Genomic DNA, 20,805 nt, shown 5'->3' with positions numbered 1-20,805 from the left:
TGCGTCACCCGGACGGGCGGGCCATGCTGGAAGAGAACGAGCCGTGAAGGAGTACGCGATGGGCATGATGGACAAGCTCAAGGGGCTGCTCAAGGGACACGAGGAGCAGGCCGGCAAAGGCATCGACAAGGGCGGCGACTACGTCGACCAACGCACCCAGGGCAAGTACAGCGGCCAGGTGGACACGGCCCAGGACAAGCTCCGGGGACAGCTCGGCGACCAGGGCCGGGACACCGGCGAGCCGCCGCGCTGACCCCTTGGCCCGTCCCGGCCCCGGCGTGATCACCCGCGGGTGATCACGCCGGGGCCGTTCCTCGCGTCACGGCCGCCGGGCGACGGGTCCCGCTCAGAGGACGCGGGCGACTCCGGCGTAGATGCCGCTGCCCTCGGGCTGCGGCGCGGGAGCGTCCTTGACCCACTCGGTGGCCGTCACCAGACCCGGCTCCACGAGTTCCAGACCGTCGAAGAAACGGGCGACCTCCGCGCGGGTACGGAAACCGAGGCGGATGCCGCCCTTGGCGTACTCGGCGGTGACCTGCTCGGCCAGCTCCGGGTAGAGGTCGGACGCCGCGTGGGACAGCACCAGGTGGCTGCCGGAGGGGAGCGCGGCCACCAGCTCGCGGACGATGCCGTGGGCGTCCTGGTCGTCGGGGACGAAGTGCATCAGCGCGATCAGCGAGAGGACCACGGGACGCTCGAAGTCCAGTATCCGCCGGGCGTGTTCGAGGATCTGGTCCGGGTGGCGCACATCGGCCTGGATGTAGTCGGTGACGCCCTCGGGGCGGCTGACGAGCAGCGCCTCCGCGTGCCGCAGCACGATCGGGTCGTTGTCGGTGTAGACGATCCTGGCGGTCGGGACGGTGCGCTGGACGATCTGGTGCAGGTTGGGCTCGGTGGGGATACCCGTGCCGACGTCGAGGAACTGGTCCAGGCCGCGCCCGGCGAGCCAGGCGGCGGCGCGGTTCATGAACGCCCGGTTCTGCCGGGCCGCGTCATGGGCCTCGGGGGGCAGCTGGCGGCCGACGGCCTCGTCCACGGGGTAGTTGTCCTTGCCGCCGAGCAGCCAGTCGTACACCCGGGCGGGATGGGCCTTGCTGGTGTCTATCGTCGGGGTGGACGGGAGATCGGGGGTACCGGTGGCCATGCGGACTCCGTCGTGCGAGTGGAACGGGCAAGGGGTGTCGATCACCGCAGTCTCGCACACCGTTTCGCCTGCTGATAAGGGCAGTTGCCGAAGGGCGGTGGCCGCACGCGGGCAGCACGGCCGGGGCGGGCGGAAGCGGCGGAAGCGGCCGCCGGGGGCGCGTACGGCCCCCCTTCTCCTCTCCGCCGGGCCGTCGGGACGGCTCAGTCGGGCCGCCGCCCGTGCACACGATGCGGTTCGGCGTCGGCCCACTTGACCTCCAGGCCGAGTCCGGGCCGCCCCTGGTCGGGCCGCAGGGCTCCGCCGACGGGCGGGAGCGTGCCGTCGAACACCAGGCGCTCGAAGCGCACATGGTCGTGGAAGTACTCCAGGTGCCGCAGCCGCCGCACCGCGCAGAAGGCGTGGGCGGAGACCGCGGGGGCGCAGTGCGCCGAGAGGTCCAGGTGCCGGGCCGCCGCGAGCCCCGCCGCCTCCAGCAGGCCCGTGATGCCGCCGCAGCGGGTGACGTCGGCCTGGAGGCAGTCCACCGCGGCGCCGTCGACGAGAGCGGCGAAGTCCCCGGTGGTGTAGGCGTACTCCCCCGCGGCGATCTCCAGCCGCGCCGGTCCGCGGTCGCGCAGCATCCGCAGCCCCTCGGTGTCCGGTGAGCCGACCGGCTCCTCGAACCAGCGCACGTCCCACTCGTCGTGGAAGCGGTGCGCCCAGTACAGCGCCTCCTTCCGGCCCAGCGCGCCGTTGGCGTCGGCGAGCAGCGCGGGCGCGTCGCCGATCGCCCGGCGGACCGCGGTCAGCCGCGGCGGATCCTGCTCGGGGTGGCGCGAGGTCTTCAGCTTCACCCGGGGGATGCCCTGCTCCACCCAGTCGGCGAGCTGGTCCGCGAGGCGGTCCTCGGGGTAGTTGGTGAAGCCGCCGCTGCCGTAGACCGGGACGCGGTCGTGGTGGACGGGCAGGACCTGGACGAGCGGCAGGTCCAGCAGGCGGGCCTTGAGGTCCCACAGGGCGATGTCGGCGGCGGACAGGGCCATGGCGCCCACGCCGGGCTGACCGGCGTTGCGCATCCGCCGCCCCATCGGCTCCCACAGCGCGGCCGGTGCGGTCGCGTCCCGGCCGGTCAGCAGCGGGGCGAGGACGCCGGACAGGAAGACGGCGACCGACACGTCCCCGTAGGTGTAGCCGATGCCGGTCCGGCCGCCCGCGTGCACCCGGACCAGGACCATCGTGGTCGAGTGCCACTCCAGGGTGCCGTCCTGCTCGGCGCCGCCGGGCCCGTCGGTGGGCAGCTCGAAGGCGTGGACGTCGACGGCGTCGATCGGCTCGGACACCATGGCTGACTCCTTCGGACCGGCTGCTCGTGGGCGGCTTGCGCCGGGCTGGGCGTGTGACCCGGCAGCGGGGAGTCAAACCCGCGTCCGCGACACACCGCCGGGTCACCCCTGGGGCGGAACCTCCGCGGCAGCCGGCCCAAGCCCCGCATGAGGCGCCCCGCGGGCGGGACGGATGAACCGCTGGAGGGCGCCATGACACAGATTCACCCCGGCCTGGACGAGCCGCGGCACCGGACCCGTCCGCCCCGCGGCCGTACGGGCGAGCGGATCCGGGACTACCTGACCACGACGGATCACAAGAAGATCGGCAATCTCTATCTGGTCACCGCGTTCTGCTTCTTCCTGGCCGCCGGGGTCATGGCGATGCTGATGCGGGCGGAGCTGGCCCGGCCGGGGCTCCAGATCATGAACACCGACCAGTACAACCAGCTGTTCACGCTGCACGGCACGATCATGATGCTGCTGTTCGCGACGCCCACCTTCGCCGGGTTCGCCAACGCCGTGATGCCGTTGCAGATCGGCGCGCCGGACGTCGCCTTCCCCCGGCTGAACGCCCTCACCTACTGGTTCTTCCTGTTCGGCGGGCTCACCGTGGTGTCCGGGTTCGCGGTCGACCTGGGCGCCGCGCCCTTCGGCTGGTTCGCGTACGCGCCGCTGACCAGCTCCGTGCACAGCCCCGGGCACGGCGGCGACCTGTGGGCGATGGGGCTGGTGGTCGCGGGGTTGAGCACCACGCTGGGTGCGGTGAACTTCATCTCCACCGTGCTGTGCCTGCGCGCGCCGGGCATGACCATGTTCCGGATGCCGATCTTCACCTGGAACGTGCTGTTCACCTCGATCCTGGTGCTGCTGTCCTTCCCGGTGCTGACCGCGGCGCTGCTGGCGCTGGAGGCCGACCGCAGGTTCGGGGCGCACATCTACGACCCCGCGAACGGCGGCGCGCTGCTGTGGCAGCACCTGTTCTGGTTCTTCGGCCATCCGGAGGTCTACATCGTGGCGCTGCCGTTCTTCGGGGTGGTCACGGAAATCATCCCGGTCTTCAGCCGCAAACCGGTGTTCGGCTATGCGGGCATGGTGGGCGCGACCATCGCGATCACCATGCTGTCGGCGACGGTATGGGCCCACCACATGTTCGCCACGGGCGGGGTGCTGCTGCCGTTCTTCTCGATGCTGTCGTTCCTGATCGCCATCCCCACCGGGGTGAAGTTCTTCAACTGGATCGGGACGATGTGGAAGGGCAGCCTGTCCTTCGAGACGCCGATGCTCTGGTCGCTCGGCTTCATGGTCACCTTCCTTCTGGGCGGGCTCAGCGGGGTGCTGATCGCCTCCCCGCCGCTGGACTTCCACCTGACCGACAGCTACTTCATCGTCGCCCATCTGCACTACGTGCTCTTCGGCACGATCGTCTTCGCGACCTTCGGCGGGCTCTACTTCTGGTGGCCCAAGCTCACCGGCAGGCTGCTCGACGAACGGCTGGGGAAGTTCCACTTCTGGACGCTCTTCACCGGCTTCCAGACGACCTTCCTGGTCCAGCACTGGCTCGGCGAGATCGGCATGCCCCGGCGCTACGCCGACTACCTCGCGGCCGACGGGTTCACGGCGCTGAACACCGTCTCCTCGATCGGCGCCTTCCTGATCGGCCTGTCCACCCTCCCGTTCCTGTACAACGTGTGGCGCACCGGCCGGTACGGCGCGCGGGTGGACCTCGACGACCCGTGGGGCTACGGCCGCTCCCTGGAGTGGGCGACCTCCTGCCCGCCGCCCCGGCACAACTTCACCGCGCTGCCGCGCATCCGCTCCGACTCCCCCGCCTTCGACCTGCACCACCCCGAGGTGCTGCGGGAGCTGCCGGCCACCGGGCGCGGGAGCACGGAGCCCACCCCCGACCCCCGGAAGGGGGGGAGCTGATGAAGTCCGAGGCCCTTCTCTTCGCCGGCGTGGCGGTGTTCTTCCTGCTCACCGACACGGCCTACATCTGGTTCGCGCGCGAACCGGCGGGGATCGCCGCCCTCACGGTGTCCTGCCTCATGTCCGCTGTGATCGCCTTCTTCTGCCTGGTCAACCACCGCCGCAAGGGGCAGCGCCCGGAGGACCGCCCGGCCGGTGAGATCCGGGAGCGGGCCGGACGCGTCGACTTCTTCCCGCCGCGCAGCGGGCACCCGGTGGTCACCGCCGCCGGGGTGACGCTCTGCGCGATCGGCGTCGTCTACGGCCTGTGGCTCTTCCTGATCGGCTTCGGCGTCCTCGCGGCCGGAGTGATCGGCATGACGCTCGCGTACGTGGGCCGCCAGGGCGGCTGACGTCTTCCTGAGGGGCTACGGCGTCATATCTACGCCCGAATTGGGGCATAAAAGGCGTATAAGTCACCCATACAGGGGAACCCCTACGTGACGTAAAGACCCCCTTTTCGGAGAGGAGACGACAGCGATGTCGTATCCACACCGCTCCAGTGACGTGGGCACCCACCATCCGGAGATGATGGGCTCGCATCCCGAGATCGCGGAGATGCGGGAACGGCTCGAACGCACCGCGTCGAGCGGCCCGGCGATGGCCGTCGAAGGCCTCATCGTCCTGGCCGGCCTGTACGCCGCGATCTCTCCCTGGGTCGTGCACTTCGCGATCCAGCCCGCCATCACCGTCAACAACCTGATCGTCGGGATCACCGTCGGCATCATCGGGCTCGGTCTGGCACTGGCACCGGAACGCATGTTCCGGCTGGCCTGGGCGCTCGTGCCACTCGGCGTGTGGCTGTTCATCTCCCCCTGGGTGGTGACCCTCACCCACGGCGCACGGGCGGGCATCATCTGGAACAACTGCTGGGTCGGAGCGGTCATCGCCGCGCTGGGCCTCGCGGCCATGGGGCTGACCATCGGCGTGGCACGCCGGGGCCGCACCCACCGCTGACACCGCCGGCCCGGGGATGCGCCGTGCCCGCACACAGCCGAGCGGGCACGGCGCACCGACGGCACTGCCCCGCCTCACCCCTGCCCCGCCGCTCCCGCTACTCCTTCGCGGGGCCGGTGCCGCCCGCGACCGGATCGGCGGTACGTCCGGTGATCTGCAGGCGCTCCTCCGCCGTGGCGATCACCTCGACCCGTTCGCCGTAGTACCAGGTGCTCAGAGCGGCCCGCAGCCGCTGCCGCAGCGGGGCGCCGGGCCCGGGGTGCTCCAGCGGCAGCGGAATCTCCCTGACCAGCAGCCGGTGGCGGAGCCGCGCTTCGAGGCCACGGCGGGTCTCGGACATGCCGCCGGGCAGCGCCTGGAACACCTCGCCCGTCTCCTCGCCCTCCTCCAGCAGCTCCCTCTCGTGCCGTTGCAGCGCCAGGCAGACGCGCCGGGTGAGCAGGAAGGCGAGCACCGGGGCCAGGAAGAACGCCGCGCGGAAGATCCAGGTGAGGCCGTTGACGGAGACCTGGAAGGTGGTGGCGATCACGTCGTTGCCGCCCGCCAGCAGCAGGACGGCGTACCAGACGACGGCGGCGACGCCGAGCCCGGTGCGCACCGGGCGGTCGCGGGGCCGGTCGCACAGATGGTGCTCGACCAGGTCGCCGGTGATCCACCGCTCGAAGAAGGGATAGCCGTAGAGCACCAGGAACAGCAGGCCGGGCAGCACCACGGCGGGCAGCAGCACGTTCCACATGACGGTGTGGCCCGCGACGTTCCACTCCACACCGGGCATCAGCCGGAGCGCGCCCTCCAGGAAGCCGACGTACCAGTCCGGCTGGGCATCGGTGGACACCTGGTCGGGGACGTACGGGCCGAAGGCCCAGATGGGGTTGATCTGGGCGAGGCCCCCCAGCACGGCGAGGACGCCGAAGACCACCAGCGACAGCCCGGCCGACTTGCCGACGAAGGCCGGGAACATGGGCTGTCCGACCACGTTGCGGTTGGTGCGGCCGGGCGCGGACCACTGGGTGTGCTTCAGGTACACCACCAGGATCAGGTGCAGCGCGATCAGGGCGATCAGCAGCCCCGGCACGAACAGGACGTGCACGATGTACAGCCTGCGGACGATGGCCGTCCCGGGGAACGGCCCGCCCCAGGCGAAGTACGCGAGGTACGTCCCGACCACCGGCACGGACTGCACGATGGAGTTCGCGGTGCGCAGCCCCGTGCCGGACAGCAGGTCGTCGGGGAGTGAGTAGCCGCAGAACCCCTCCAGAAGGGCCAGCAGGAACAGGGTCACGCCCACGCACCAGTTGATCTCGCGGGGTCTGCGGAAGGCCCCGGTGAAGAAGATCCGCAGCAGATGCACCCCGACGGCCGCCACGAAGACCAGCGCGGCCCAGTGGTGCATCTGGCGCATCAGGAGCCCGCCGCGCACCCCGAAGCTCAGGTCGAGCGTGGACTCGTACGCCTTGGAGACCAGCAGGCCGCGCAGCGGACCGTACGAGCCCTGGTAAGGCACCTCGGCCATGCTGGGGTCGAAGAAGAGCGTCAGGAAGCTTCCCGTGAGGACCAGCACGGCGAAGCTGTACAGGGCGATCTCGCCCAGGAGGAAGCTCCAGTGGTCGGGGAACGCCTTGCGCAGCACCTGCCCGGCCAGTTCCGAGACCGGTGCCCGCCGGTCGGCGGCGACGTACGTACGGAACGCGGTCTGCCGCGCCCTCGCCTCGACCCGTGCCCCGCGCCGCCTCAGCACGCCCGCGTCACACTCCTTCATGTCACGTGGTGCTTCCCTCTGTGGTGCCTCAATCTTGGGTGTGCGCCGCGTACCCGTCGCGCAGGCGTGCCGGGGGCACCCCCATTGCCACACGAGGAGCAGCGGTGGACCGTCGCAGCGGCATCGTCGAGGAACTGACGCGGGACCACGCTCGCGTCCAGCACCTGTTCGACCGCATCCGGGCCGCCCCGCCGGGCAGCCCCGAGCGGACGGCCCTGGTGGAGCGGGCCGCCGCGGAGCTGGTCCGCAACGGGGTCGCCGAGAAGGCGCACCTGTACCCGGCGGTGCGCCGGTTCCTGCCGGACGGCGAGCACCGGGCCGCGCACGGTCTGCGCCGGCTGCGCGAGACCGAGGAGCTGCTGGTCCGGCTGGCGGCGGCGCACGGCGAGGACGCCACGCGTCTGCTGGTCGCGCTGGTCACCCAGGTGGGCGAGCGGTTCGTCGAGGAGCAGCAGGAGCTGTTCCCCCGGTTGCAGGCCCTGTGCCCCGCCGAGGTGCTGCGGGACCTCGGGACGCGGGCGCGGGCCGCCGCCGCGTCCGCGCCGACCCGGCCCCGGCCCGCCGCCCCGGACGCGGCGCCCCTGGTGAAGGTCACCGCCCGGGTGTGGGGGCCGCTGGACCGCCTCCGGGACCTGGCCACGCGCCGTGGCCGGCCCTGACGTTCCCGTGCCGCGCCGTCCCCGGACCCTGGGCGGGCGGCGCCGGGTGGGGCCGGGCGGACGCCCGCGCGTTGCGGGCGGGCGTCCTCGCGTGCAGAGTGGCGCTCGTGAAGCGCCACGTGCCGCGGGTCCGGCAGGCGGTGCTCGATCTGGAGCACCGGCTCGGCGCGTACGTCCTGGTCCGGCGCGGTCGCGACATCGAGCTGATGCACCGGGCCATGGGGTTCGCCACCCTGTCCCTGGTCACCCTGGCGCCGCTGCTCATCGTGGTGGCCGCCGCCGATCCGCTGGGCGAGGGCGGCTTCGCGTCGTGGCTGGTGGACGGCATGGGCCTGTCGGGCCGCTCCGCCCATGTGCTCACCGACATCATCACCCCGCCGGTCAAGGTGATCGGCACCACGAGCGTGTGGGGCGGTGTCCTGCTCGCGGTGTTCGGGGTGTCGTTCGCCGGCAGCGTCCAGAACGGCTACGAACGTGTCTGGGGGCTGCCGCCCGGCCCGTGGCACCGGGTGTGGCGGCAGGTCACCTGGCTGGCGGTGCTGACCGCGTACCTCTACCAGGAGGTGCTGAACGGCCACCAGTTCCACGGCCTGCCCCGGATCGCGGTGTCCGCGACGACGGGCGTGCTGTTCTTCTGGTGGGGCCAGCACTTCCTGCTGGGCGGCCAGCTGCACTGGCGGACCCTGCTGCCGGGCGCGCTCGCCACCATGGTGGGCCTGGGCGGCCTGCGTGTCTTCTCCTACCTGGTCTTCACCCCGCTGATCGTCGACAACGCGATCAGCTACGGCACCGTCGGGATCGTGCTGGTGGTGGAGTCCTGGCTCACCGGGGTCGGCTTCGTCGTCTACGGGGGCGCGATGTTCGGCCGCTGGTTCTGCGACCACCACTGGACGCCCCGGCACGAGCCGGGCCACGGCCGGCACGTCTGGCGGCGCGTACGGCGGGACACCCCGTGAGCGCCGGACCGTCCCGGACGCCTGTCCGGTCCCGCGCGGACACCGGGGCACGCAGAGCCCCCGACGAGGTCCGGGCCGGCCGCCGATGAGCGCCCTGACCATCGTGCTCGCCCTGTTCGCGGCGCTGTCCAACGCCTCCGCCTCGGTGCTCCAGCGCCGGGCCGCGACGGACGAGGCCCCGGGCGGCTCCGGGATCCGGCAGTCGGCGCGCTGGCTCGGCCGGGTGCTGCGGCGCCCCTACTGGCTGGCGGGCGCCGCGCTACTGGGCCTGTCCACCATCCTCCAGGCGGCGGCGCTGGCCGTGGGCAGTCTGTCGCTGGTCCAGCCGCTCATGGCCAGTGAGCTGCTGTTCACGCTGGCCGTGGGCAGTGTCGTCTTCCGCAGCCGCCCGGACTGGCGTACCTGGCTGGCGTTCGCCGCGCTGGCGGTGGGCCTCTCCCTCTTCCTCGGCGCGGCCTCCCCCTCGGAGGGCCGACCGACCGCCGAACCGCGTCTGTGGCTGCTGGTGGGTCCCGCGGTGCTCGCGCTGGTGGCCGTGTTCACGGCGGCCTCCCGCCTGGTGCGGGGCGCCCCGCGGGCCGGACTGCTGGGTCTGGCGTCCGCGGTGTCCTTCGCCGGCACCGCCGCGCTGCTCAAGGAGGTCATGGGGCGGCTCGGACAGGGCGTGCCCGCGGTGCTGGCCTCGTGGCCGCCGTACGCCACCCTCGTCGTCGGCGTGCTCAGCTTCCTGCTGCTCCAGAGCGCGTTCCGGGCCGGGAGCCTCACCGCGTCCCAGCCCGCGCTGACCCTCGGTGACGCCCTGACCAGCGTGGTCCTGGGCTGGGTGCTCTTCGAGGAGTACATCGGGCTGGGAGTGCGGGTGCTGCCCGAGGCGATCGGTGTCGCCCTGATCGGCGCGGGCAGCGTGGGTCTTGCGCGGGCCACGGCCGCCGACGGCGGCTGGGACAGCCCGCCCGGCGACGGCTGCCGCGAGGGTCCCGGCCCCGCCCCCTGACGGCGGGGCAGGAGCCGGGACCGGGGCCGGGCCGCGCTCCTGGCGCGAACCGGCCCGCCGGTCGGCCGGCCCGCCGGTCAGGCCAGATGCGCCTCCAGGGCCGCCCGGACGCCGGACTCGACGGCGCCCTCGATCCAGGACGGCTTGACCGAGGTGTGGTCCCCGGCGAAGCGCAGCGGGCCCTCGGGGGCGCGGATGTGTCCGAGCAGTTCGGTGTGCTGGCCGGGCAGCAGCACCGACGCCTCGCCGTACGCGTACGGATCGCGCAGCCAGCTCTGGGTGCGGCCGGCACCGGTGTAGAACACCTCCAGGCGCTGCCCGTAGACCTGCTGGAGACCGCGCAGGGCGAACGGGTAGCGGGCCTCGTCCTCGAAGGAGTCCCAGCGCGAGGCGTCGTCGGCCCAGCTGTAGGAGGCCAGCACGACGCCGCCCTTGCTGCCGGGCACCGGGTGCGAGGGGTTGATCATGAAGCGGTTGGAGTTGTCGGAGACGGATCCGCCGCCGACGATGTGCGCGGCCTCCGGCTGGTCGCGGCCCGCCCAGCGGGCGGCGGCGTAGTGGGCGCGCTGCGCCGCGCTGATGTGGCCGCGCGGCACCGAGGGGTGCGCGCCGAGCAGACTACCGTCGGCGGGCGCCTTCCCACCGCGGTAGTCGTCGTACAGCCCGGCCCGGACGGCGTCGAGTTCGCGTTTCCAGTCGGCCTCGGTGAACTCCCACCAGCGGCGGCTGAACTCCAGCAGCACCTTGGTCGCGCTGTCGTAGTGCAGTTCGGCGACGGCCCGGCGCTTGCCGTACGACATCAGGGGGCTGACCTGCACCTGCCGCAGCCCGGAGAACGGCACGGTGACGACGGCGAGATCACCGGTGAACTGCTCGCGCACCACCTTGCCGCCGCGCCCCTCCGAGACGGTGTCGATCCACACATGGGGTCCGTCCCGGCGCACGTGCGAGGTGTCCCCGCCGTCGGCGCCCTGCTGCCGGGTGCCGTCCCAGTACTCGATGTGCGTGGCCCGCCGGTCGCGGTGCAGCACGTCGGACACCTGGCGCAGCAGCGCGTCCGGCAGCGTCGCGGTGCCGCCGGTCAGCTCCCAGAAGGCGGTGTCCGGGCTGATCAGGGACTGGCTGATGAAACTGTGGATGAAGGAGAGCGGCAGCCGTGAGGTCAGGTTCTCCAGGGTGCCGACCAGGTCCAGGGTGCGCTCGTCGAAGCCGGCCTGCTCGGTCAGGAACCGGTACATCGACCAGTCCCCGTAGCGCTGGACGACACGCGCCCAGCCCTGCACCCGCTCGGGCAGGGGCTTGTCGACGCGCTTGCCGTCCTCGCCGACTGTGCTGAACTCGTCGCGCACGGGGTCGAGGGCGGCGGCGAGGATCGCCGAGGACGGGGTGTCCCAGTGCTTGCGCGGGACGCCGAAGGACTGGTTGACGCGGCGCGGCGACTTCGCGTACTCGGAGCGGCGGACGCGGACGCCGTTGACGTGCAGCCAGGCGTGGTTGACGGGTTTGCCGGAACCGTCGACGTCCAGGAGATGGAACGGCCGCTTCTTGAGGCCGAGCTGGTCGATCAGGCGCATCACCAGCGGATGGCTGCCGGGGATGCGCATCGCCCCGGCCTCCGCGTACTGCTTCGGATCGGCGAACGGCTGCGGGGCCTGCTCGTGGCCGCCGGTGCGGAAGGTCTTGATCCGTCCGCCGACCCGGTTGCCGTTGGCCTCGATCAGCGTCACCTGGTGTCCGGCGCGCTTGAGCAGCCAGGCGGCGACGAGGCCGGCCGGACCGGCGCCCACGACGAGGATCTTCTTGGCCGCCCCCGAACGGGCGCGGGGCAGCCCGGAGCCGAGGATCTTCTCGTACTGCGGGACGAGGGGCTTGTCGTGGTCATCGACGACCAGCAGCGCGCGGGCGACGGCGAGGCAGGTGTCCCAGTCGGCGGTGGAGCGGGCCGTGGCGGGGGCCTGTCCGGGACCGGCGGGGACCGCCGGAGCCGCCGGGGGTGCCAGGGGGGCCGCGCCGGCGGGCTCGGCGGTGCCCAGCCCGAGGGCCGCTGCGCCGGCCGCCGTGCCGGCCGCGGTGGTGAACAGCCGCCGGGACAGGGGCGGTTGGCTGGCTGTGGTGCGGAGTTCATGCATACGTCCTGGATAGGGCCCGCACGGCGCCCCCGGCCCGGGGATGATCAACCGTCACCTGAACGGGTGAGCGCGGGGAGCGAACCGCCTTGATGCGCCGCGCACGCGCCGGTGCGGATGCTTCCGCACGCCCCCGCATTCCGGGGAGCGCCCGCCCCCTCTTCAGGTATCGGACGGCGCCTCAGGTTCCGGACGGCGCCTCGGCCTCCGGTGGGCCGGATTCCGGCGCGGCCGCCGCCGGAGTGTCCTCGGTCAGGGTCACCGCCAGGCCGCCCGCGCAGCGCGCCACCACGTTGTAGAGGAAGGTGCACAGCGCGGTGAAGGCGGTGACGAACACGATCGTGACGATCGCCAGTACCGCCAGTCCCTCGGCCGGGGGCCAGGGGTCCTGGCCCAGCAGCCGCAGCAGGATCCACACCGGCGGCATGGTGACGGCCGCGCACACGATCAGGCCCAGGGAGAGCAGGCAGCCCGCCACCATGAGCGTCCAGGGCTCGGCGGTGTCCAGGCGCATCCGCCCACTGAGGGGCAGGGGGGCCGGGGCGGGTTCGCTGAGGGCGGGGGCGGAATCGGGAGCGGGGGCGGGATCCGGGGCGGGGGCGGGATCCGGGGCGGGGGCAGAGGGGGAGGCCGGTTCTGTGGGAGGGGCGGGTGCGGGTGAGGTCGCGGGGGGCGTGCCCTCGCCCTTGCCGCCGTCCGCGCCGGTGCCCGTGTCCGCGCCCGTGTCCGCGCCCGCAGCGGTGTCCTCTTTCGCGTCCGTGTCCGTGTCCGCGTCTGCGTCCGTGCCCGTGTCCGTGGTCGTCTCGGCGGCGTCCACGGTCTTTTCGGCGGCGGCCTGCTCCTTCGGTGGCGCGGGGCGCCCCGCGCGGCCGGCTCGGCTCCTGGCACGTCCGGTTCGGCTGGCCCGGCCCATGGCTGTCTCCTCTTCGGGTCCAGATGCTCCGGACGACGTCCGAGCCGTGCGAAACCCCCTTGGTCAGGCGGTCTCGACGCTATGCGCGGCGACGGCGGCCCGCACCCGCGGTTCACCCGGTCGGAGGCCGCTGGAGCCTGTCGGCGGCTGTCGGCGGGTGTCGGTGATCCATCGGCGAAGTGTCGGCAGCGGCTGTCACTTTGAGTGAGCCGAGGGCCGGGCGCCCGGCTCGCCCCACCCTCCGCACACACCCCCACGCACAACGCCCCCCACACCGCCACCACCACCTGCCGCAAGGGAACCCGTCATGACCGCGCCGTACGGCTCCTCCACCCCTTCCGTCTCCCCTTCCGACGCCGCTCCGCCCTGGGACGTCGCCCGCCCGCCGCGCGCGGACGGCCGCCTCTTCCTGGTCACCGGGGGCAACGCGGGCATCGGCTACTTCGTCGTGGAGCAACTCGCCGCCTCGGGGGCCGAGGTGGTGCTCGGCAGTCGCGACCCGGCGCGCGCGCAGGCGGCCATGGCGTCCGTACGCGGCCGGGTGCCCGGTGCCCGGGTGCGCGCCGTGCGGATGGATCTCGCCGATCCGCTGTCCCTCCCGGCCGCCGTGGCGGAGCTGCGGACGGACCACCTGGACGCGGTGGTGCTCAACGCGGGGATCGCGCTGGACCACCCGCCGCGCCGGGAGTCGGCGGCCGGTCACGAGCTGATGTTCGCGACCAACCACCTCGGCCACTTCGCCCTCACCGCGCATCTGATGCCGCTGCTGGCCGCGGCGCCCGCCGGCCGGGTGGTGACGACGGGCAGCTTCGCGGCCCGGTCGGAGCGACTGGACCTGGCCGACCCGCAGTCCCTGCGCGACTACCGGCCCAAGCGCACCTACGGCCGGTCCAAGCTGGCGCAGATGTCCTTCGCCCTGGAACTCGACCGGCGGCTGCGCGCCGTGGGCAGCCCGGTGTCGAGCCTGGTCGCGCATCCCGGGGGCGCCCTGGACTCGCTCACCCCCTCGCGCCCGCTGGTGCACACGCGTTCGGCCGGTGCACGGCTGCTCGGCCTGCCGGCCGGCGCCGTCCTCCAGGGCAAGGACGCGGGGGCCTGGCCGGCGGTGCGCGCGGTGCTCGACCCGGCGGCGCGCGGCGGGGACGTGTGGGGGCCGCGGGTGCTCGGGCTGCGCGGCCGGCCGCGCCGCGAGCCGGTCTGGCCGCACCTCGCCGACCGCGCCGAAGCCGCGCTTCTGTGGGACCTGAGCCGCGCCCTGACCGGAGTCGCCCCGGTGTGAGCCGGGGCGGCCCCGCCTCCCTACACCTCGCGGTCCGGCCAGCCCATCAGGCGGGCGCCGATGACCGCCGTCTGGAGGGTGTAGCGGTGCATCGGGTCGGCGGGATCGGCGCCGGTCAGCTTGTGGATGCGTTCCAGGCGGTAGGTGAACGCCCGGACGCTGAGGCTCAGGCGGCGCGCCGCCTCGGCGGCCGTGCAGCCGGCGTCGAAGTACGCGGCGAGGGTGTCCAGCAGGGGCTGGGCGCCGCCGCGTGCGCCGCGCAGCGGGCCGAGCGTGTCGCGCACGAGGTCGGCCATGGCCTGCCGGTCGCGGGTCAGGACCGGGTAGACGAGGAGGTCCGCCGCGCGCAGCACCGGTTCCTGGAGGTCGAGGCGGTGGGCCAGGTCGAGCGCGTTGAGGGCCTCCTCGTAGGAGTGGACGACTCCCCCGGCGCCGGGGTGCGGGCGGCCGATGGCGACCCGGCCGCCGTCGGTGGCGGCGTAGGCCTGCTTGGCGAAGAACGCCAGGACGTCGTCCTGGTCGCCGGGCGCGACACAGACGAGTCTGCCGTCCTTGGTGGTGAGCAGGACGCGGCGCTCGGCGAAGCGGGCGAGCAGCGAGGTCTCCACGTGCCGGGTGGCCGGGTGGGTGTCGTCGACGGGCTGTGCGCCCTGGGCGACGGCCACGGCGTGGGCGCGGGAGAAGAGCAGTCCGTAGCGTTCGGCGCGTTCCGCGAGCCGGCCGAGGTCGCTGCGCCCGTAGAGCAGGTCGTCGATGAACTCGCGGCGGGCGGCCTCCTCCTGGCGCATGGCGAGTTTCTGGGCGCGTTCGTGGCCCTCGGCGAAGGCGTCGACGGCCTGCTCCACGGCGGCGAGCAGCTGGTCCACGCCGGCCGTGCGCAGGGTGGCGGAGACCGCCCGGGTCTCGGCCAGATGCCGGCGGACCAGGCGGCGCAGTCCGTGTCCGTCCTCGGCCGCCCGCTCCCCCTGGGCCCGCAGGGACTCCAGTTCGTCCCGGGTGAGCCGGCGGCCGGTGACGCACACGTCGGCCAGCATCCGGGTGTACTCGGTCAGATAGTCGTCGGGCGCCTCTGGCCTCGTCACGGCCCCTCCCCCTGCTTGTTCGGTCGCTCGCGTTTTCTTAACCCATGCCGAACGCCAGTGCCAAACTTCCGAACGCCAAGCGCCAGGCCCCGGCGTGCGGCGGCCCTCGCGACCGGGTGCGGACCTGCGGGCGCACCCCCTGAAAGAGCGAGATCCGGTCGGGTTAGCATATGAGCGCTGCCTAGCTCGAAAGAGAAACCTGTGACTGTCAACGACGACTCGTTCACCAACTGGAAGCACCGCGAGGAGATCGCGGAGTCGATGATCCCGATGATCGGGAAGCTGCACCGCGAGCGGGACGTCACCGTCCTGCTGCACAGCCGCTCCCTGGTGAACAAGTCGGTGGTGAGCATCCTCAAGACCCACCGGTTCGCCCGGCAGATCGCCGGCGCGGAGCTGTCGGTCACCGAGACGCTCCCCTTCCTCCAGGCGCTCACCGCGCTGGACCTCGGCCCGTCCCAGATCGACATCGGCATGCTGGCGGCGACGTACCGGGCCGACGACCGCGGTCTGTCCGTGGCCGAGTTCACCGCCGAGGCCGTCGCGGGCGCCGTCGGGACGGCCGGGGAGGCCCGCCGCGAGGGCCGCGACGTGGTCCTCTACGGCTTCGGCCGCATCGGCCGCCTGGTGGCCCGGCTGCTCATCGAGAAGGCCGGTTCGGGCAACGGGCTGCGGCTGCGCGCGATCGTCGTGCGCGGCGGCGGCGACCGGGACATCGTCAAGCGCGCCTCCCTGCTGCGCCGCGACTCCATCCACGGCCAGTTCCAGGGCACGATCACCGTCGACGAGGAGAACAGCACCATCCTCGCCAACGGCAACGCGATCAAGGTGATCTACGCCGACGACCCCTCGGCGGTGGACTACACGGCGTACGGCATCAAGGACGCCGTCCTGATCGACAACACGGGCAAGTGGCGGGACCGCGAGGGCCTGTCCGAGCATCTGCGCCCCGGCATCGAGAAGGTCGTCCTGACCGCGCCCGGCAAGGGCGACGTGCCCAACATCGTGCACGGCGTCAACCACGACACCATCAAGCCGGACGAGCGGATCCTGTCCTGCGCCTCGTGCACCACCAACGCGATCGTCCCGCCGCTGAAGGCGATGGACGACGAGTTCGGCGTGGCGCGCGGCCATGTGGAGACCGTCCACTCCTTCACCAACGACCAGAACCTGCTGGACAACTACCACAAGTCCGAGCGCCGCGGCCGGTCCGCGCCGCTCAACATGGTCATCACCGAGACGGGTGCCGCCTCCGCCGTGGCCAAGGCGCTGCCGGACCTGCGCGCGCGGATCACCGGCAGCTCGATCCGGGTGCCGGTGCCGGACGTGTCGATCGCCATCCTCAACCTCCAGCTGCGCCGCGAGACCACCCGCGAGGAGGTCCTCGACCATCTGCGCGAGGTCTCGCTGACCTCGCCGCTCAAGCGCCAGATCGACTTCATCAGCGCCCCCGACGCGGTCTCCAGCGACTTCATCGGCTCGCGCCACGCCTCGATCGTCGACGCGGGCGCCACCAAGGTCGAGGGCGACAACGCCATCCTCTACCTGTGGTACGACAACGAGTTCGGCTACTCCTGCCAGGTCGTGCGGGTCGTCCAGCACGTCTCCGGCGTCGAGTACCCGACGTACCCTGCGCCCGCCGTCTGACCTCGGTGCCGGACCCGTCGTACGCCCCGGCCTCCCGCGCGCGGGGTGCCGGGGCGCCGTCGTCCGGAGTCGCGCACCCACCCGGTGGGCGGCCCCGGACGGTGTGTGAGACTGCGGCCATGATCCGTACCGCGACCCCCGCCGACGTGCCCGTCATCCACACGATGATCCGCGATCTGGCCGAGTACGAGAAGGCCCTCGACGAGGTGCGCGCCACCCCGGAGCAGCTGGCCGAGGCCCTGTTCGGCGAGCGGCCGGCGGCCTTCGCCCATCTCGCCGAGGACGCGGACGGCGAGGTGGTGGGCTTCGCCCTGTGGTTCCTCAACTTCTCCACCTGGCGCGGGGTGCACGGCATCTACCTGGAGGATCTGTACGTCCGGCCGCAGGCACGCGGCGGCGGCCACGGCAAGGCCCTGCTGACCGAGCTGGCGCGGCTGTGCGTGGAGCGCGGCTACGAGCGCCTGGAGTGGTCGGTCCTGAACTGGAACCGTCCGTCGATCGACTTCTACGAGTCCCTGGGCGCCCGCCCGCAGGACGAGTGGACGGTGTACCGGCTGACGGACGAGGCACTGGCCGCGCTGGGCGCTCCGGCGTAGCGGAGCCCGCTCCCGCCCCCGTGCGCGCGGCGGGCGCCGCGTCCGTCCCGGCGGCCTGACCCTGATCCGCGAGGTCTGCGACGGGGCCGGCACCGCGCCGCACCTGCGCAGCGCGCTCAGCACCGACGAGGGCGGGCGCGGTCTGTTCCTGGTCGCCCAGATCGCGCCGCGCTGGGGCACCCGGTACACCGGTGGCGGCAAGACGATCTGGGCGGAGCAGCCGCTGCCCGGCGGGGGCGGGTGAGCACACCCCCGCCGGGCGGGAGCCGGACGGTCAGCGCTCCTCGCGGAACACGACGTGCCGGGCGGCGACCGGGTCGTACTTGCGCAGGGTGAGCCGGTCGGGGTCGTTGAGCCGGTTCTTGCGCGTCACATAGGTGGCGCCGGTCCCGGCGGTGGACTTCAGCCGGACGACGGGGCGCACGGTGGTGCGTGCCATGGATCCTCCTTTCGGCCGCATCCCCGGATTGATCCAGACATGCCAGCCAGGGACGTCAACAGGGCGGACGGCCGCGGCATTCCCGGCGCACGGCGGAGGCCAAGAAAGGGTTCTGATCGGACATATCGGTCGCCCGGCGGGTGAGCGCAGTGCTAGAACTGGGAGCATGATCGGACGTTCCCGCCGGTCCCGCTCGAAGGCGGCAGCGCCGCGCGACGGCCGGCGGTCCGCTGATCCGTCCCGGCGTCCGGGGCCGCGCCGCCCGCCCGGACGCCGCCTTCCGTCGCCCTGGGGGCCGGGCACGCTGGCGGCGCAGGTCTTCCTGCTCCAGGTCATCGTCGTCCTGGTGCTGGTCGCCTCGGCGGCCGCCGCGCTCGTCCTCCAGGGGCGCTATGACGGCGACAACGACGCCCGCAAGCGCTCGCTGGCCGCCGCCGAGGCGTTCGCGCACGCCCCGGGCACCGCCCTCGCCTTCGCGGCCCCGGACCCCACGAAGCTGCTCCAGACCCCCGTGATGCAGGCGCAGGCCGGCGCGGGCATCGACTTCATCTCCGTGCTGAACACCAAGGGGGTGCGGCTGGCCGACACCGAGCCGCGGCTGATCGGGACGAAGGCGCAGGACGTCGGCCGGGCCGTGGCGGGCGAGACCTTCACCGACACCTTCCACGGCAAACCGGCCGACGCCGTGCGCGCGGTGGTGCCCGTGATGGACGCGAGCCGACGGGTGGTCGGGGTGGTCACCGCCGGGATCCAGGTCGAGAACGTGGGGTATCTGCTGGACCAGCAGGTGCCCATGGTGCTGGGTTCGGCCGCGCTCGCCCTCGCCCTCGCCACCGCGGGCACCGCCCTGGTCACCAGACGGCTGCGGCGCCAGACCCACGGCCTCGGACCGGCCGAGATGACCCGGATGTACGAGCACCACGACGCGGTGCTGCACGCGGTGCGCGAGGGCGTGCTGATCGTCGGCGCCGACGGCCGGCTGCTGCTGGCCAACGACGAGGCGCGCCGGCTGCTCCTGCTGCCGCCGGACGCCGACCAGCGGCATGTCACGGAACTGGGGCTGGCCCCCGACCTGACCCGGATCCTGGTGGCGGGCGAGGTGGTCTCCGACGAGGTGTGCCCGGCCGGTGACCGGCTGCTGGCCGTCAACACCCGGCGCACCGCCCCGTACGGGGACGCTCCCGGCCTGGTGGCGAGCTTCCGCGACACCACGGAGCTGCGCGCCCTGTCCGGCCGCGCGGAGACGGCCCGCGGCCGGCTGACCCTGCTGTACGAGGCCGGGGTGCGCATCGGCACCACCCTGGACGTACAGCGGACCGCGGAGGAACTGGCCGAGGTGGCGGTGGACCGGCTGGCCGACGTGGTCACCGTGGAGTTGCTGGAGGCCGTGCTGCACGGCGAGGAGCCGACCGGAGCCGTGCACCGGATGCGCCGCACCGCGCTGCGCGGTTCGCGCCATCCGCTCCAGCCGGTGGGCGATCTGATCCAGTTCGTGGTGGCCGACACGCCCATGGTGGCGGCGCTGCGCCAGGGCCGGGCCGTCCTGGTGCCGGACCTGCGGGCGGCCGAGGACTGGCGGGCCCAGGACCCGGAGGGCGCGGGCCGGGTGCTGGACTCCGGCATCCACTCGCTGATCGCGGTGCCGCTGCGGGCGCGGGGCGTGGTGCTCGGCATGGTCAACTTCTGGCGGGGGGCCGGCTCGCCGCGGTTCGACGAGGAGGACGTCGCGGTCGCCGAGGAGCTGGGGGCGCGGGCGGCGGTCGCCATCGACAACGCGCGCCGCTACTCCCGCGAGCACGCGATGGCGGTGACGCTCCAGCGCAGCCTGCTGCCCCGGGACCTGCCCGAGCAGGACGCCCTGGAGGTGGCCTGGCGCTACCGTCCGGCGCAGTCGGGCGTGGGCGGCGACTGGTTCGACGTGATACCCCTGCCGGGCTTCCGGACGGCGCTGGTGGTCGGCGACGTCGTCGGGCACGGGCTGCACGCCGCGGTGACCATGGGGCGGCTGCGTACGGCGGTGCTGAACTTCTCCTCGCTCGACCTGCCGCCGGACGAACTGCTCGGGCATCTGGACGAGATGGTGGCCCGGCTCGACACTCCGGCCGACGGCCCGGACGACGGTGAGGGGTCGCTGGTCACCGGGGCCACCTGCCTGTACGTCATCTACGACCCGGTGGGCGGGCACTGCACCTTCTCCCGGGCCGGGCATGTCGCGCCCGCCGTGGTGGACCCGGTGGGCCGGGTGACCTTCCCCGACCTGCCGCTGTCGCCGCCGCTGGGCGTGGGCGGGCATCCGTTCGAGTCCGGTGAGCTGACGCTGCCGGAGGGCAGCCGCCTGGTGCTGTTCACCGACGGGCTGATCGAGGACCGGCGGCGCGACATCGACGAGGGCCTCTCCCTGCTCGCCGCCGCGGTCGCGCACCCGGACCAGAGCCCGGAGGAGACCTGCCGGGCCCTCATGGAGACGATGCTGCCGGAGCACCCCAGCGACGACGTGGCGCTGCTGGTGGCCCGCACCCGGCTGCTGGACCCGTCCCATGTCGCCGTCTGGGACGTGCCGTTCGACGTGAGCGCGGTCTCGCGGGTGCGCACGCAGGTCAGCGGGCGGCTGGCCGACTGGGAGCTGGAGGACTCCGCGTTCGCCACCGAGCTGATCCTGAGCGAGCTGCTGACCAACGCGATCCGCTACGGCGCTCCCCCGGTGCGGGTCAGGATGCTGCTGGGCCGCACCCTGGTCTGCGAGGTCTCGGACGGCAGCAACACCTCCCCGCGGCTGCGCCGGGCGGCCACGACCGACGAGGGGGGCCGGGGGCTCTTCCTGGTCTCGCAGTTCGCGGACCGCTGGGGCACGCGCTATGTGGCCGACGGCAAGGTGATCTGGGCGGAGCAGAGCCTGGGCCGCGCCCCGGAGCCGGACCCGGCCGCGCTGATCGACCAGTTGGCCTGGTGAAGGGCGGCGCCGGCCGGCGGGCGGGGAGCCAC

The 20,805-nt window shown here is 73.1% G+C and carries 18 protein-coding genes and 1 pseudogene; 12 read left to right on the top strand and 7 right to left on the bottom strand.

Annotation, left to right across the window (positions count from 1 at the left end; all coding sequences use genetic code 11):
• Positions 1 to 58 precede the first annotated feature (58 nt).
• A complete protein-coding gene (locus R4Z62_RS31955; protein ID WP_064536872.1) occupies positions 59 to 253 on the top strand; it encodes an antitoxin in 195 nt (64 codons plus the stop codon).
• 93 nt (positions 254 to 346) lie between these two features.
• Here R4Z62_RS31955 and R4Z62_RS31950 read toward each other — a convergent pair whose 3' ends face one another.
• Positions 347 to 1,144 carry an SAM-dependent methyltransferase gene (locus R4Z62_RS31950; protein ID WP_355482114.1) on the bottom strand — a complete coding sequence of 266 codons (798 nt, stop codon included), beginning with the start codon at positions 1,142 to 1,144 and terminating at the stop codon, positions 347 to 349.
• A 203-nt stretch (positions 1,145 to 1,347) separates the two neighbouring features.
• Complete coding sequence (locus R4Z62_RS31945; protein ID WP_355482116.1) at positions 1,348 to 2,469, bottom strand: enolase C-terminal domain-like protein; 1,122 nt, start codon at positions 2,467 to 2,469, stop codon at positions 1,348 to 1,350.
• 192 nt (positions 2,470 to 2,661) lie between these two features.
• On the opposite strand from R4Z62_RS31945, the gene ctaD reads away from it, so the two are divergent.
• From ctaD to R4Z62_RS31930, 3 genes are all read left to right on the top strand, one after another.
• Positions 2,662 to 4,377, top strand: a complete 1,716-nt coding sequence (ctaD, locus tag R4Z62_RS31940; RefSeq protein WP_491521616.1) for an aa3-type cytochrome oxidase subunit I — start codon at positions 2,662 to 2,664, stop codon at positions 4,375 to 4,377.
• Positions 4,377 to 4,769, top strand: a complete 393-nt coding sequence (gene ctaF, locus R4Z62_RS31935; RefSeq protein ID WP_491521615.1) for an aa3-type cytochrome oxidase subunit IV — start codon at positions 4,377 to 4,379, stop codon at positions 4,767 to 4,769. The genes ctaD and ctaF overlap by 1 nt, the downstream gene beginning before the upstream one ends.
• A 127-nt stretch (positions 4,770 to 4,896) precedes the next feature.
• Complete coding sequence (locus R4Z62_RS31930) at positions 4,897 to 5,373, top strand: SPW repeat protein (RefSeq protein WP_173860930.1); 477 nt, start codon at positions 4,897 to 4,899, stop codon at positions 5,371 to 5,373.
• 97 nt (positions 5,374 to 5,470) lie between these two features.
• Here the strand turns inward: R4Z62_RS31930 and qcrB are convergent, their stop codons facing one another.
• A complete protein-coding gene (qcrB, locus tag R4Z62_RS31925; RefSeq protein WP_491521614.1) occupies positions 5,471 to 7,132 on the bottom strand; it encodes a cytochrome bc1 complex cytochrome b subunit in 1,662 nt (553 codons plus the stop codon).
• 104 nt (positions 7,133 to 7,236) lie between these two features.
• On the opposite strand from qcrB, the gene R4Z62_RS31920 reads away from it, so the two are divergent.
• From R4Z62_RS31920 to R4Z62_RS31910, 3 genes are all read left to right on the top strand, one after another.
• The gene (locus R4Z62_RS31920) at positions 7,237 to 7,791 is read left to right on the top strand and encodes a hemerythrin domain-containing protein (RefSeq protein ID WP_491521613.1); all 555 of its coding nucleotides are present in this window, start codon (positions 7,237 to 7,239) and stop codon (positions 7,789 to 7,791) included.
• A 107-nt stretch (positions 7,792 to 7,898) separates the two neighbouring features.
• The gene (locus R4Z62_RS31915; RefSeq protein WP_382851519.1) at positions 7,899 to 8,747 is read left to right on the top strand and encodes a ribonuclease BN; all 849 of its coding nucleotides are present in this window, start codon (positions 7,899 to 7,901) and stop codon (positions 8,745 to 8,747) included.
• A gap of 85 nt (positions 8,748 to 8,832) precedes the next feature.
• A complete protein-coding gene (locus R4Z62_RS31910; protein ID WP_491521612.1) occupies positions 8,833 to 9,741 on the top strand; it encodes a DMT family transporter in 909 nt (302 codons plus the stop codon).
• A gap of 77 nt (positions 9,742 to 9,818) precedes the next feature.
• Here the strand turns inward: R4Z62_RS31910 and R4Z62_RS31905 are convergent, their stop codons facing one another.
• Positions 9,819 to 11,870: a flavin monoamine oxidase family protein gene (locus R4Z62_RS31905; RefSeq protein ID WP_064536864.1), complete on the bottom strand. Its 2,052-nt coding sequence runs from the start codon at positions 11,868 to 11,870 to the stop codon at positions 9,819 to 9,821.
• 178 nt (positions 11,871 to 12,048) lie between these two features.
• Entirely contained in the window at positions 12,049 to 12,381 is a 333-nt protein-coding gene (locus R4Z62_RS31900; RefSeq protein WP_491521611.1) for a DUF3566 domain-containing protein, read from the bottom strand.
• 706 nt (positions 12,382 to 13,087) lie between these two features.
• On the opposite strand from R4Z62_RS31900, the gene R4Z62_RS31895 reads away from it, so the two are divergent.
• Positions 13,088 to 14,059 (top strand): SDR family NAD(P)-dependent oxidoreductase, encoded by a 972-nt coding sequence (locus R4Z62_RS31895; RefSeq protein WP_491521610.1) that lies wholly within the window; start codon positions 13,088 to 13,090, stop codon positions 14,057 to 14,059.
• Positions 14,060 to 14,079: 20 nt separating this feature from the next.
• Here the strand turns inward: R4Z62_RS31895 and R4Z62_RS31890 are convergent, their stop codons facing one another.
• Positions 14,080 to 15,093, bottom strand: a complete 1,014-nt coding sequence (locus tag R4Z62_RS31890) for a PucR family transcriptional regulator (RefSeq protein ID WP_491521954.1) — start codon at positions 15,091 to 15,093, stop codon at positions 14,080 to 14,082.
• Positions 15,094 to 15,342: 249 nt separating this feature from the next.
• On the opposite strand from R4Z62_RS31890, the gene R4Z62_RS31885 reads away from it, so the two are divergent.
• The 3 genes and pseudogenes from R4Z62_RS31885 to R4Z62_RS31875 form a co-directional block, all read left to right on the top strand.
• Positions 15,343 to 16,788: a glyceraldehyde-3-phosphate dehydrogenase gene (locus R4Z62_RS31885; protein ID WP_064536860.1), complete on the top strand. Its 1,446-nt coding sequence runs from the start codon at positions 15,343 to 15,345 to the stop codon at positions 16,786 to 16,788.
• 119 nt (positions 16,789 to 16,907) lie between these two features.
• Positions 16,908 to 17,384 carry a GNAT family N-acetyltransferase gene (locus tag R4Z62_RS31880; RefSeq protein WP_064536859.1) on the top strand — a complete coding sequence of 159 codons (477 nt, stop codon included), beginning with the start codon at positions 16,908 to 16,910 and terminating at the stop codon, positions 17,382 to 17,384.
• Positions 17,385 to 17,442: 58 nt separating this feature from the next.
• Positions 17,443 to 17,628: pseudogene (locus R4Z62_RS31875) on the top strand (ATP-binding protein); the annotation flags it as partial.
• Between the two features lie 30 nt (positions 17,629 to 17,658).
• On the opposite strand, the gene rpmG reads toward R4Z62_RS31875, so the two are convergent.
• Positions 17,659 to 17,823 (bottom strand): 50S ribosomal protein L33, encoded by a 165-nt coding sequence (rpmG, locus tag R4Z62_RS31870; protein ID WP_018569900.1) that lies wholly within the window; start codon positions 17,821 to 17,823, stop codon positions 17,659 to 17,661.
• Positions 17,824 to 17,989: 166 nt separating this feature from the next.
• Between rpmG and R4Z62_RS31865 the strand changes: the two genes are divergently transcribed.
• On the top strand, positions 17,990 to 20,773 hold the full coding sequence (locus R4Z62_RS31865; protein WP_491521609.1) for a SpoIIE family protein phosphatase: 2,784 nt from the start codon (positions 17,990 to 17,992) through the stop codon (positions 20,771 to 20,773).
• Positions 20,774 to 20,805 lie beyond the last annotated feature (32 nt).

This window comes from Streptomyces sp. PL-25 (assembly GCF_058344915.1).
Note: the sequence above shows the minus strand (reverse complement) of the source record. Positions and strands in the feature narration are given on the sequence as shown.